This window comes from Acaryochloris sp. IP29b_bin.137 (assembly GCF_028285745.1).
Classification (GTDB): domain Bacteria; phylum Cyanobacteriota; class Cyanobacteriia; order Thermosynechococcales; family Thermosynechococcaceae; genus Acaryochloris.
The window spans coordinates 1-12,508 of sequence record NZ_JANQOP010000063.1 but is presented as its reverse complement, the minus strand read 5'-3'; the positions used below and the strand labels follow the sequence as shown (position 1 = coordinate 12,508).

9 protein-coding genes are annotated in these 12,508 nt (G+C 46.7%); 7 read left to right on the top strand and 2 right to left on the bottom strand.

Annotation, left to right across the window (positions count from 1 at the left end):
* The first annotated feature begins 197 nt into the window (after positions 1 to 197).
* Both Q0991_RS04765 and Q0991_RS04760 read left to right on the top strand, forming a co-directional pair.
* Positions 198 to 2,069 carry a serine/threonine protein kinase gene (locus Q0991_RS04765; protein ID WP_299485984.1) on the top strand — a complete coding sequence of 624 codons (1,872 nt, stop codon included), beginning with the start codon at positions 198 to 200 and terminating at the stop codon, positions 2,067 to 2,069.
* 65 nt (positions 2,070 to 2,134) lie between these two features.
* Positions 2,135 to 2,956, top strand: a complete 822-nt coding sequence (locus Q0991_RS04760) for a D-alanyl-D-alanine carboxypeptidase family protein (RefSeq protein ID WP_299485982.1) — start codon at positions 2,135 to 2,137, stop codon at positions 2,954 to 2,956.
* Positions 2,957 to 2,977: 21 nt separating this feature from the next.
* Here the strand turns inward: Q0991_RS04760 and Q0991_RS04755 are convergent, their stop codons facing one another.
* Entirely contained in the window at positions 2,978 to 3,799 is an 822-nt protein-coding gene (locus Q0991_RS04755; protein WP_299485980.1) for a Yip1 family protein, read from the bottom strand.
* A 202-nt stretch (positions 3,800 to 4,001) separates the two neighbouring features.
* Positions 4,002 to 5,645, bottom strand: a complete 1,644-nt coding sequence (locus Q0991_RS04750; RefSeq protein WP_299485978.1) for a DUF3352 domain-containing protein — start codon at positions 5,643 to 5,645, stop codon at positions 4,002 to 4,004.
* A 701-nt stretch (positions 5,646 to 6,346) separates the two neighbouring features.
* On the opposite strand from Q0991_RS04750, the gene Q0991_RS04745 reads away from it, so the two are divergent.
* From Q0991_RS04745 to Q0991_RS04725, 5 genes are all read left to right on the top strand, one after another.
* Complete coding sequence (locus Q0991_RS04745; RefSeq protein WP_299485976.1) at positions 6,347 to 9,532, top strand: DEAD/DEAH box helicase; 3,186 nt, start codon at positions 6,347 to 6,349, stop codon at positions 9,530 to 9,532.
* 54 nt (positions 9,533 to 9,586) lie between these two features.
* Positions 9,587 to 9,808 (top strand): type II toxin-antitoxin system HicA family toxin, encoded by a 222-nt coding sequence (locus Q0991_RS04740; protein ID WP_299485974.1) that lies wholly within the window; start codon positions 9,587 to 9,589, stop codon positions 9,806 to 9,808.
* Positions 9,808 to 10,026: a type II toxin-antitoxin system HicB family antitoxin gene (locus tag Q0991_RS04735; protein ID WP_366524898.1), complete on the top strand. Its 219-nt coding sequence runs from the start codon at positions 9,808 to 9,810 to the stop codon at positions 10,024 to 10,026. Before Q0991_RS04740 ends, Q0991_RS04735 begins: the two co-directional genes overlap by 1 nt.
* 247 nt (positions 10,027 to 10,273) lie before the next feature.
* Complete coding sequence (locus Q0991_RS04730) at positions 10,274 to 11,740, top strand: carotenoid oxygenase family protein (protein ID WP_299485970.1); 1,467 nt, start codon at positions 10,274 to 10,276, stop codon at positions 11,738 to 11,740.
* A 101-nt stretch (positions 11,741 to 11,841) separates the two neighbouring features.
* On the top strand, positions 11,842 to 12,402 hold the full coding sequence (locus tag Q0991_RS04725) for a Uma2 family endonuclease (RefSeq protein ID WP_299485968.1): 561 nt from the start codon (positions 11,842 to 11,844) through the stop codon (positions 12,400 to 12,402).
* Positions 12,403 to 12,508 lie beyond the last annotated feature (106 nt).

Below are 12,508 nucleotides of genomic sequence, written 5' to 3'. Positions count from 1 at the left end.
TGGCTGCTGTTTACCCAGCACTGAATCTAAGAAATTTAAGAGCTTGAACGCGACTATCCCTGTCCTCGGCGAAGCAAGGTGGGGCAGAATTGCTTTAAATCACGTGACAGATAGGGTCTGATCACTGCATATTGCCGTAGCAGCTTTTATGGTGGGATTAAGGTTCCCTTATTTTTTCTCGACAGTCAGGTGGATGCATGACGAATTCTGGTGCGAATACTCCTAATGTGCAACCCCCTCAAACCCCAACCTTACTCAATAACCGCTACCGGGTGATCAAGATCCTTGGCGATGGTGGGTTTGGCACCACCTTTTTGGCAGAAGATACCCAGATGCCATCCCGCCGTCAATGCGTGATCAAGCAGTTGAAGCCCATTGATAATAATCCTCAGATCTACCAATTGGTGAAAGATCGGTTTCAGAGGGAAGCCGCTATCCTAGAGCGTTTGGGAGAAAGTCATGATCAAATCCCCAGACTCTACGCTTTTTTGGAAGAAGCAGGCCAGTTTTACTTAGTTGAAGAATGGGTTGCAGGTCAAACCCTAACCCAGAAAATGCAGCAAGGTCCCCTCAGTGAGACAGAAGTACGAGAGATTTTAGTCAAACTCCTACCCGTCATTGACTATATCCATCAACAGCGGATTGTCCATCGGGATATTAAGCCAGACAACATTATCTTGCGCCAAAAGGACGGAATTCCCAGCCTGATCGATTTTGGGGCTGTCAAAGAAACAATGAGTACGGTCGTTAATTCTCAAGGACAAACGAATCGCTCGATTGTAGTGGGTACACCCGGATATATGCCCATGGAACAATTGGCCGGACGTCCCGTGTATAGCAGTGATTTGTTCAGCCTTGGCCTGACCGCTATTTATCTATTGACCCGCAAAATTCCTCAGGAATTCGAAACTGATCCGCAAACGGGTATGCTTCTCTGGCAGCATTTAGCCCCTCATCTCAGCCCAGAATTTGTTGCCACTTTGAATCAAGCCATTCATCCCCACCCTAACAACAGGTTCTTAAGTGCTGCAGCCATGATGAATCGCCTGGTTCTGCCTCCAACCGATATTGTCGATATGGCTCAGGAGGAAATACCCAACAGCCCGTCTGCAACCCTTGCTCATCAGGAAACACTCCCAGCAGGTGTGGAGGCAGCGAATATCGTCTCTCACTCCCCTCAAAATATCCCACCTCAACACCCCTCTCCTCCACCGGTCACTGAACCGGGTGTACCGGAACCTACACAAGCTGTCATTCCCCAACATCCACCCTCCGTTTCACCAACCGTCAATCAAGCTCGATTCCCGGAATGGCAGAAAGCTATGCTGACCGGAAGCATTGTGGGGGTATTTGTACTAGCGGGGGCAGTGCTTTTGCGAGGACAGGTCTCGGACTTGCTCACTCGTAATTCCCCATCACCAACCCCTGCGGTGAATACAAACCCTTCTACCTCAGATAGAGCAGTTGATAACTCTCCGTCCTCCACTCCTTCGTCATCCACCAGCAATAATAACGATAGCCAGATCAACCGGCCGGTCACACCCCCGCCAGTTGACGTTGCCTTACCGCCTAATGCAGCTCAAACCAATGCCCGGATTGTCGGAGAACCTGGATCAAAAAATATTCGGTCTGGTCCGGGTACAAACTATGCTCAAACTCATATTGTCTACCCCGGCGATCGCATCAGGATTGTTACCAGCGATCGCGATCAAGGGGGCTTCCTCTGGCACAATGTTTACCTTCCTAAATCCCAAGCACAGGGGTGGATTGCAGCTCAGCTAGTAGAAGCGGATCAAACCGCTCCCCCGTCTCCAAAACCGACGCCGAAGCCATCGCCAAAACCGGTGCCCTCGACGACGAATGCAACCATTGTTGGCAGTCCAGAAAGCAAAAATATTCGTACAGGCCCTGGAACAAAGTTCCCCACTAAACATATGGCTTACCCTGGCGATCGTGTGCAAATTGTGGGTCAGCAAAAAGATGTAGGCGGTTACCTCTGGTACGACGTCTTTTTTCCTAAGTCAGGTGCTAGGGGCTGGATTGCAGCTCAATTAATTCAGCGGGACTGAGACACTAAAGCTTCTATTCTCAATTATTGTGGATACTGTCAAAGTTTGGGGCAGCAAATAGAGTTATGAAAGGGTTCCAAAAAGTTTTCGGTCAGTTTCAGTTTGTAGTGATCAGTATTTTGACCACAGCGGTTATTGTCTGGCTAGCAGCTAGCCTTCAATGGATCCCTGCTGATTCCCCCGTATCGGAAGAACAATCGCCACAGCTCCCAGCACAACCCACTGTTGAAACACCCCAAGAATTGCCACCCTCTGCTCAAAGTAAACCAACGCCACCGTTGTATGAAAACTTGCCATCCATTCCGAACGAGCCACAACCTAACATCAACACACCTCCAACTTCACCCATTGCCTCCAAACCTCAAGATTTTTACGGTCACTTACCCTACGCCGAAAATGACAGTAATCGCCTAGTCAGTATTGGAGACTTTACCCGTGGGGCTTATCGTCGGACAGAATATTTAGATCAAGAAGCAGCGGCAGCATTTTCTCAACTCGTCGATGCTGCTGCCAAGGCGAACCTCACACTTCAGCCCATCTCTGGTTTTCGCTCGGTAAAGGATCAAGCCGAATTATTTGATAAGCAGGTCCAAAAACGCGGTAGTCAACAAGCAGCAGCCAAATTCAGTGCCCCACCTGGTTTTAGTGAGCATCATACTGGGTATGCGATTGACATTGGCGATCGCAACCAACCGGACAAAGATCTAAAGGTAGCCTTTGAAGACACTACCGCCTATCGTTGGCTAAGCAACAATGCCAGCAGATATGGGTTTGAGCTCTCATTTCCCCGTAGTAATGCTCAAGGGGTTAATTTCGAGCCCTGGCATTGGCGATATGTGAAGACGTCAAGAGCGGCAGTGCAGTTTGCTAGTGCCCGTAATCTCTAAGTATTCCTTTAGGCGTCAAAATTAGGGGGTCAAAATACTCTCCAACAGAAGCTTCTGCACATAGAAAATTACTAACAAAATAGCCGGAACTAGAATCATCGCCGTGCGCGAAGATAGCTTAAGGACATCGATTAAAGCAGTATTGATCAGTAACACTGTAGTTGTAAATACCACCAAAATCAGAATTAGAAGAAACTCAATATTTCCCGCACCAAATACCATAATGAGTAGCTGCAGGATGGCTACAGGGAGAAAGCATATTCCTGCAATAAACACCATTTGTTTGCTATTGCCTCGGCTTTTGAAGAGCTTTTGAATAGCAATCAATACGCCCACAGCAGCGAGGAACGGCAAGGCAGAGACAATAATGATTTTGAGGTGATCGGCAACGCCTAACTGAGGACGGAAGTCAGATCCAGTAGAGAAGCGACTCAAAGAGAACGTAAAAAAACGAAAAATATCATTGCTGACGCGCCAAGCGGCTCCCCAGGAAAAAAATACAAATAGACCACCTAGCAATAGTCCAACATTAAAGGCCCGCTGATCTCCCAATGAATCTAGAGCGGCTTGAAGTCCCTGTGTGGGATCTTTCTGCAACCGCTTGACCACGCTTGCTGCATCTGACATGGCAGCTTTACCGGACTCAATGAAAGGATTGGCAGGTGGTTCATTGGGCATCGGCGTTGAAGGAGATTGATAGTCTGGTGGATAAGGAGGGGGAGTGGATGGAGATTGGTTTACAGTTTGAGACTCATGGGGCAAAGGGGGCGGACTAGGAGGGCTTTCAGGCTGGCCTTCAGGTTCTTGCCCAGATCCAGACGAAGGTTGCGGATGTTCATTCATCGATTACTACTCCCAAGTGAATGAATGAGAGAGTTGTAACATACTCAATCCTTCTCAACCCCTCAATTTTACGTTTGGATACACTCGATTTGAGCACCCTGATTAAGCTGCTGTGAAAGCTAAGATTTCAATTCTCTTAAAGCAGAAAGATCTGGTCGAGAATATGACTCGACCAGATCTTATAGCAATCAGAATATTGCGCTTATGATTTTGGCTTAAGTGCTAAAAGTACATCACCCGTATAAGTGGACTTATCCATTTGAGTGCTAGCAATGCCAATTCCTCGTATTGACTTGAGAACAGCTTCAACTTGAGGTGTGATGATGCCTTGACTCGTAATCGCCGGATTACTCAAAATCACTTTGTTCGCTTCATCCATATTGACGAAGAAGTAACCGGAATTCGACTTGGGTAATGTTCGAGTAACAGACTTGAATGTCTCACTTTGATCCAAGGTTTTATCTGGTTTAGAAGCCATTACCTTGATGATCGGGTCACCAATCGCGAAAAAGACCGTTTCGTTATCGATCCAACCATGACCTGCAAGGGTTTCTTTTGTTGGAGGGAATTGCCATTGAGTTACATCAACATTACCGATTTTACTCTTGTTAACTGGGACGTTACTCTGTTTAGCAAGGTCATCCAGTTTGGCTAAGGTTGCTTCCGCTTTAGCGCGATCGCTGGTTTTAAACACCAAGGTGCCTCCAAACCCCACTGATTGCAGTAGACCTTGATTGCCTGGGATAAGGGCCAAGCCTACTTCCTTATCCATCCAACCAATGATGTCTTTGTCCAAGTCAAGCTGGGTATTCTGACGAATTTGCTGTCTAACTTCGTCTAAACCTTCTTTAAATTCAGGTAAGCTCTCTAGTTGCTCGATAGCGTAGTTCCATTGGCTGCTTAGGCTGCCTCCATTTGCCGATAGTAATGTGTTGGCAGGGAACTGAGAAATGATTTTGCCTGGAACTGGCTTGAATTCCCACTTAAATGAATCTGGATTGACCTTGGTCACAGCACGCAACCGCACCCCTTCATTGTCAATGCCCATGCCAACGGACACAGATTTAATCTGATTGAGTTGATCCTTGAGTTGAGGAGGGAGAGGATTACCGGGATTAAACGCCGCTGTCTGTTCAATCAGTTTTCCGTAGTTGGGAATAAAGATTTGAGCAACGGGGTTGTCCAGCTTCATGCTCTCTTCCAAAATTTTTCTGGCATCCCCATCAGTCGCCAAAGAAGGATCGCCTTTGGAAGAATCAATTGCTTTTTTGACAACCTCTGGGTTGTCAGACATCGCTAGGTGATTATCGAGAATGGCCACAAAGCTAGGAGAGCCAGAAGTTTCAACTTCTAGAATCTTGACACCCTTATGATCCGTTTCTTTGACGTTTAGATCTTCCTTGTCTTTGATTTTGTTAGCAAAGTTTAGGGCTTCAACCTTGTCCTTAATACCAATCACCATTAAGAAGCCAGGAACGGAGGCCTCATCGCTTGCCGGGACAGCAGCAAACATAACGCTGCCTAGCCAGGGCTTGATATCCTTGTCATAGTCTAATTTATCTTCGGCTAACTGTTTTTTGATATCTGCCGTCATCGTATCGACACCACCAAACACGATGTCTTGAGCCTCTGGAGTGCCAAAATTACGTAATTTATCCCATGAGTCAGATGTAATATCAACGTAGCCGGCCATCCAGGCTTCATCGGGCACAATTTTCGCGCTGGCGACAGGACTGGTTCCTTCCCGAGCAGGAATAACCTTTAAGTAAAAATAGGCAGCAATTCCCCCGATCGCAACTGCACCGGCGATGATACCAGGAACAATCAGTTTCCATTTGGTTGCCATTAAATATCTCCTCAAAAAAGAAAAATTAGATCGCGTGGGTGAAACAGAAAAAACGATTATCTAAAGCCGCAATAGTTTTATTACAGATCCTTTTAGATTGACAAAAAGCTCAATTGTAAACACATTAGGGTCTGTTTAGTCAACAAACCTATTCACGGACAGTGTTTGGGCTCAATTTTAGGAAGTATTGCATGTGTGTACCCAGAATGATGGCCCATCAGCTAAGTTGGAGACCGCATTTAATATTCCCTGAATTGGGCAAAAGATAGCATTTGATAGAAAACCAGGTTGCCAATTTCCACATTCAAGACGTTTCGTTGCCAAAAACTTGAGACCCTCAAAATGCATTCGATTTTAGACCTCGTTAAAGCCCCTAATTCCCGCAAGATTAAGGATGAAGTAATACGAAAGATTCATTGGCATCATTCTGTCTGCTTGCACGATGCTATGACGCTCGGCCTCAGTAGGAAGTGATCCTACACAAAGCAAAGCAGTGATGGTGATCACTGGCAGAAACAGTAGCGATCTAAATCTGTATTTCTATGCCAACTTCTTGATTGTGATCCGGGTAAACGATTGACAGAAGAAACCAACTAGCGCGGAAGCAGGGCTATCAGAGGCCTCGCAATGCAGTCAACCCAACCTGATACAGTTTGGTTAACCTTGGAACTACGCTGAGCCACCTGTATCTAACCTAAGTCATGAAGATCATCCACGGAACCTGGATCCCTGACGAAGCCACATTTATACAATCAGGCGCTTTTTATCTTTGGGTGGAAACAACCGAACCCAAAAAGAAGCGAAAAACAGCTCGTTCCATTCATCCCTTCCAATTGGCGAGGGACGAATTAGAAGACTTCCTCAGCAATGAGCTAGGTGTGAAACCCGGTCGCCCCCTAGAACAACTGATTGATTCACGCCATTTCTTGCTTCCTAGCACAGATCAGGCCCCGCTCCCTTCCCTAGAACTGGCCCGATACCTGGAGCAGGCCACTCCTGAGACTTTTGAGTGGCAGTATTGGCAGGTGGATTGCTTTGAGGTTAAAACTTGGGTAAAGACAGGGCAGTATAAACAGCAACCCGTCACTGACATCATCAAGCTGCTCAATGAGCTACACTTTATTGCCCTGCATAATCTGGCAGATATGCAGCTCGGGGCAGATTTGCTGTTTTGGTATCACTACACCCAAACCCTCAAACCTGTCTTGCTGAAAGATCAATATATTCCAGCCCTGCGTTACCGAGAAGTGTCATCCACCAAGGGTTCTCGCAGCAAATCTAAATCTCGAACTAAATCTCAGGCCGTCGAAATCTATCCAGCCTGGGAAATTGTCAGTGAATCCTACGAAACTGAGCTAGATCGATTTGTGGACTATATGCCCCTAGCCTGTGTGTCTGGGTTTACGGAATGTCCTCCAACCTCCACTTTTTATGATCGAAAAACGCTGTTGCGACATTTTTCAGAACATTTGCTGACGGAAATAATTACCGCAACCTATTTACCCGCCAGCTTTTCGAAAAAAATCGCCAGCACGTTGATTGAAGATTGTCTGCAATCGGACAACCATGATGGCCGTAACGCCAATCAGGAGCTATATGAACAGTGGCGAGCGTGGCGTGATCGCATCCGCAAAACCCAAACTTCAACCTCTTTTTATCTCTGCTTCCAATTCCAAGATCCCCCCAAGCCGAAAGATCATTGGCAATTGCAGTTTCTCGTCGCCCCCAAACAGGATCCGTCTTTACAAATTTCCCTCTTAGATTACTGGCGGTTCAAACCCGAAAAGCAACAGGAATTACAAAAGCATTTAGGTGAGAGTTTCGAGCAGCATCTATTACTCGGCTTAGGGTATGCCGCTCGAATTTATCCCCAGCTTTGGCAGGGACTAGAAACCGACCAACCCATTGGTATTCCTTTGGAGATCGGTGCCGCCCTAGATTTTTTGCAGGAATCCGCCTGGGTATTAGAGAATGCAGGCTACAAAGTAATTGTGCCCGCCTGGTGGACACCCAAGGGACGGCAGCGAGCCAAGATTAGGCTGCGGGCGAAGGGGCGATCCATCTCCAACGCCAACGATAAATCCAAAAGCTACTTCTCCCAAGATCGGCTGGTCGAATATAAGTACGACCTAGCCATTGGGGACCAAAAGGTTTCTGAGCAGGAATGGCTGGAGCTGGTGCAGGCAAAATCTTCCCTGGTGCAGTTTCGAGGCCAGTGGATGCACCTCGACCAGGACAAGATGCAGCAGATGCTGGAGTTCTGGAAAACTCAGCAGGCTGAGAATCCCGATATGACGCTCCTAGAGTTTATGCGGATGACCGCAGAAGGAGGAGACGATGTGGAGGTGGATTTTGACCGCGACAAGACCCTCGCCCAGATGCTGAAGCAGCTTCAGGATAAGAGTAGATTGGATGCGATCGCAGATCCCAAAACCCTACAAGGCACCTTACGGGAATACCAAAGACGAGGCGTTTCCTGGCTAAATTATTTAGAGCAGCTCGGCCTAAATGGCTGCTTGGCCGATGATATGGGCCTAGGCAAAACCGTTCAGGTGATTGCCCGCCTAGCTCAGGAACGGGAAGAAGCCGACGAAACCATACTCCCTACCCTACTGATTGCACCCACCTCAGTCGTGGGCAATTGGCGGCGAGAAATCCAGAAATTTGCTCCCCATCTACAAGCCATCGTTCACCACGGCAATGAACGGGCCAAAGCCGCCAAAGACTTTAAGGCAATGGCGGACCAGAATGATGTGGTGATTACTTCCTTTAGCCTCGCCCGCAGGGATAGCAAGCTACTGGATGCTGTTCCTTGGCATCGGATTGTCTTAGATGAAGCGCAGAATATCAAAAATCCCAAAGCTGCTCAAACCAAAGCCATCCTTAAGCTCTCAGCCACCCACCGACTGGCCCTCACTGGCACCCCTGTGGAAAATCGGCTGCTAGATTTATGGTCCATCTTCAACTTCCTTAATCCGGGATACTTGGGCAAGCAAAACCAGTTCCGCAAAAACTTCGAACTACCAATCCAAAAGGACAATAACCGTAGGCAATCCACCACCCTCAAAAAGCTAGTGGAGCCCTTTATCCTGCGACGGGTGAAAACGGACAAATCGATTATCAAAGACCTACCCGATAAGGTGGAGCAAAAACTCTATTGCAACCTCACCAAAGAGCAAGCCTCCCTCTACGAAGCTGTTGTCAAAGAGATTTCCAAGGACATTGACGAGGTAGACGGTATTCAGCGCAAGGGCATGATTCTCTCCACCCTGCTAAAGCTCAAACAAATTTGTAACCATCCCCGGCAGTTCCTCCAAGATGAAAGTGACTTTACCCCCGAGCGTTCTCATAAACTCAGCCGTCTTACGGAGATGATCACTGAAGTGATGGAAGAAGGAGAAAGCTTGTTGGTGTTCACCCAGTTCACCGAACTCGGTGATGCCCTGGAAAAGTATCTGCGCCAAACCCACCACTACACCACCTACTACATCCACGGCGGCACCAACCGTAACAAGCGAGAACAGATGATTACTGAGTTTCAAGATCCTGAGACTGGACCGTCTGTGTTTATTTTGTCCCTTAGAGCAGGGGGCGTCGGCATCACCCTCACCAAAGCCAATCATGTCTTCCACTTCGATCGCTGGTGGAATCCGGCAGTGGAGGACCAAGCCACAGACCGTGCCTTCCGCATCGGCCAGAAAAAGAATGTATTTGTCCATAAGTTCGTCGCCATTGGCACCCTAGAAGAAAGGATCGACGAAATGATTGAGGACAAGAAAAAACTGGCTGGTGCAATCGTAGGTTCGGATGAGTCGTGGTTAACGGAGTTAGATAATGAGTCCTTTAAGAAGCTGATCTCCCTTAACAAGAGCGCTATCTTGGAATAACGAGATAGAAGAGATATGGTTTACAACTCCATTAAGGTGTAAGTAGGCCAGTTCATGCCGCGAAAGATTCGAGAGCTGAAGGCTCAACTTGTACGCACAGGATTCGTCTATTTACCTAAACGGGGTAAAGGTAGCCACGAACGTTGGAAGCATCCTCTTCTTAATAAAACCCTGACCCTTTCAGGCAAAGATGGAGATGATGTCCCCCACTATCTAGAAAAACAGCTAGCCAAATTACTGATTGAGTTGGGAGAAATACGGAAGGACGAAGATTAATGAGCCAATACAGCATGATTGTTCAATGGTCCCTGGAAGATCAGCTTTATCTAGTCACAATCCCTGAGTTCGCTGATCTCGTCGTTATGCCTTGTACTCATGGCGCAACCCGTGAAGAAGCAATTCGCAAGGGAGAAGAGGTGATTGATATGTATCTTGAGGTCTGGCAAATGGAGGATCAACATATCCCTAAACCGAATACTCTACAAATGGTTTAATCCCAATTTTGATCACAGCAAACAGGCGAGAATTTGAACGGGTATCTGAATCTACAGATTGAAAATTGGTGGCAATCTTAGAAAGACAGTTAATGCATCACGTAGACGAAAGAACTTGGGAGAGCTGACTCCCACTTGAAAAGTGTTTGACTAAACTTACCGTTGCTAGAACATTACCTCAATATCTCTGCAATTTTGGCATAGGTTGTTTCGCGCTAAGATCATCACAAAACTTAATGAAATTGGTATGACAGCTATTACATCAGAGAAATTAGACGAGAACACTTCTCTAGTCAAAGACTGGGCTAAAGGTTACGAATCCCAGCTAAATGAATATAGTTATTGGATTGATGAGGTTGAAGGCACCATCCCCCCAGAACTTCAAGGGACGTTGTTTCGGAATGGAGCTGGAAGCTTAGAAGTCAACGGCCAAAAGATCGGTCATCCCTTCGATGGGGACGGCATGATCTGTGCCATCACCTTTGAGCAAGGTCGTGCCCACTTTCAAAATCGCTACGTCCGCACAGAAGGCTATCTTAAAGAACAAGCCGCTGGAAAAATCCTGTACCGAGGGTTTGGCACCCAAAAAGCGGGTGGATGGCTGGCGAATATCTTTGACACCAATTTCAAAAATGCGGCAAACACCAGCGTGATTTACTGGGGAGATAAATTATGGGCGATGTGGGAAGGCGGTCATCCCCATCAGCTCACTCCTGAGACCCTAGAAACCATTGGTCCAGACACTCTAGATGGCTTGCTCGCAGCCGATCAACCTTTTTCAGCTCACCCCAGAATCATTGATGGCCGTTTTATTAATTTTGGCGTTAAAGGGATTGCGTCTCAAAGCTTAACCATCTTTGAACTCGATGAGCAGGGCAACCCATTAAAACAGTCCTCTCATCCTTTATCCGGGTTTGCGTTTTTACACGACATGTTAGTAACGGAAAATTACTACATCTTTGTGCAGCATCCCTTTCAGGTCAAAGGATTACCTTTCCTGCTGGGATTCAAAACCATTGAACAATGTTTTGACTTCAATCCAGAGCAACCCACCAAAATCATCCTTATTTCTCGCCATGGCAATCATGACCTAGAGATATTAGAAACCGACTCATTCTTTGGATTTCACCATGGCAATGCCTGGGAAAAAGATGGGAAACTCTACTTTGAATCCGTTTGTAGTGATTTCTTCCCCCAGAAACAGCAAGACGAGTTAGACCTTGAGCAAATTGACTTTGAGTCTTTCCCCACAGGAGAGTTATGGGAATTTGAGGTTGATTTATCTACTAAAACCGTATTTCACCGAAAAGTGGTGGGAAGAGGGTGTGAATTTCCCTCTGTGCATCCCCAATGGGTCGGGAAAGAGCATCGTTATGTATACATGAATGTCTGTGACAGTTCAGATAAAAATGGTCCCCTGCAAGCCATTCTTAAGTTCGATAAAGAATCCGGTGAGCAGCAAATCTGGAGTGTCGCTCCCAGATCATTTCCAGGTGAGCCGATTTTTGTCCCTCGCCCCGGCAGCACTCAAGAAGACGATGGCTGGTTACTCTCTCTCGTATTTGATGCTTCCACAAATCGTTCTTATTTGGCCATTTTAGATGCCCAAGATCTGAACACCGTAATTGCAAAATTATACCTTCAACATCATATTCCCCATGGATTCCACGGTAGCTGGACGCCTAATGTCTTCCTTGACTCTTCTCAGAATTAACAACTGTACAGAAAAGAATAAGGATCTAATCTAAGAATCAGCAACAGACTACATTAGAATTAGTCCCCAGCCCACCCTGATTGCCCAAGGTGAAGCAAATCATGACTCCGGCTGTCACGCGAAAACTAACTCTAGACGAGTTTCTCTCACTTCCTGAGGGTGAAACGGCCTGTGAACTCATTGATGGAGAAGCGATTCCAAAAATATCTCCACAACGATTCCACTCTCGGGTTTCAGGTGAGTTATACGTATTGCTCCGACAATGGGCACAAGGTCGAGGAGAAGTGGGTCTTGAATGGGCGGTTGTCCTATCCCGAGAGGGGAAAACTTGGGTCCCCGTTCCTGATTTGCTCTATATCTCCAATGAGCGTCTCTCTAGCATGGGAGATAAAGATGGTCCCTGCCCTGTCCCTCCCGAGCTAGCCATCGAGGTCATCTCACCGGATCAATCCTTCAGAGGTATGGCGGACAAGGCAACAGACTATTTAAATGCAGGCATATCCAGAGTCTGGATCGTAGATCCTAAGGCAAAAACTATTACGGTGTTTATTCCTGAACAATTACCTATTAGCTATCGCGAGAATTGTGTTCTAAGTGATGAATTATTCCCTGAGCTAAAACTAACAGCTCAGGATATTTTTGAATCTATAACTTTTAATTAATTATAGAATATTGCTTTGGGGATGACAAGGTACTTCAAATCTAGAGTCAGCAGTAGATAGGGCAGTGTGATTTCAAAGAAAATAGGGTGGCCGAAACGACTACCCT

Bases quoted from the DNA above. Each gene is read 5' to 3' on its own strand.
- Q0991_RS04765 (WP_299485984.1), top strand. From the start codon at position 198: ATGACGAATTCTGGTGCGAATACTCCTAATGTGCAACCCCCTCAAACC.
- Q0991_RS04760 (WP_299485982.1), top strand. From the start codon at position 2,135: ATGAAAGGGTTCCAAAAAGTTTTCGGTCAGTTTCAGTTTGTAGTGATC.
- Q0991_RS04755 (WP_299485980.1), bottom strand. From the start codon at position 3,799: ATGAATGAACATCCGCAACCTTCGTCTGGATCTGGGCAAGAACCTGAA.
- Q0991_RS04750 (WP_299485978.1), bottom strand. From the start codon at position 5,645: ATGGCAACCAAATGGAAACTGATTGTTCCTGGTATCATCGCCGGTGCA.
- Q0991_RS04745 (WP_299485976.1), top strand. From the start codon at position 6,347: ATGAAGATCATCCACGGAACCTGGATCCCTGACGAAGCCACATTTATA.
- Q0991_RS04740 (WP_299485974.1), top strand. From the start codon at position 9,587: ATGCCGCGAAAGATTCGAGAGCTGAAGGCTCAACTTGTACGCACAGGA.
- Q0991_RS04735 (WP_366524898.1), top strand. From the start codon at position 9,808: ATGAGCCAATACAGCATGATTGTTCAATGGTCCCTGGAAGATCAGCTT.
- Q0991_RS04730 (WP_299485970.1), top strand. From the start codon at position 10,274: ATGACAGCTATTACATCAGAGAAATTAGACGAGAACACTTCTCTAGTC.
- Q0991_RS04725 (WP_299485968.1), top strand. From the start codon at position 11,842: ATGACTCCGGCTGTCACGCGAAAACTAACTCTAGACGAGTTTCTCTCA.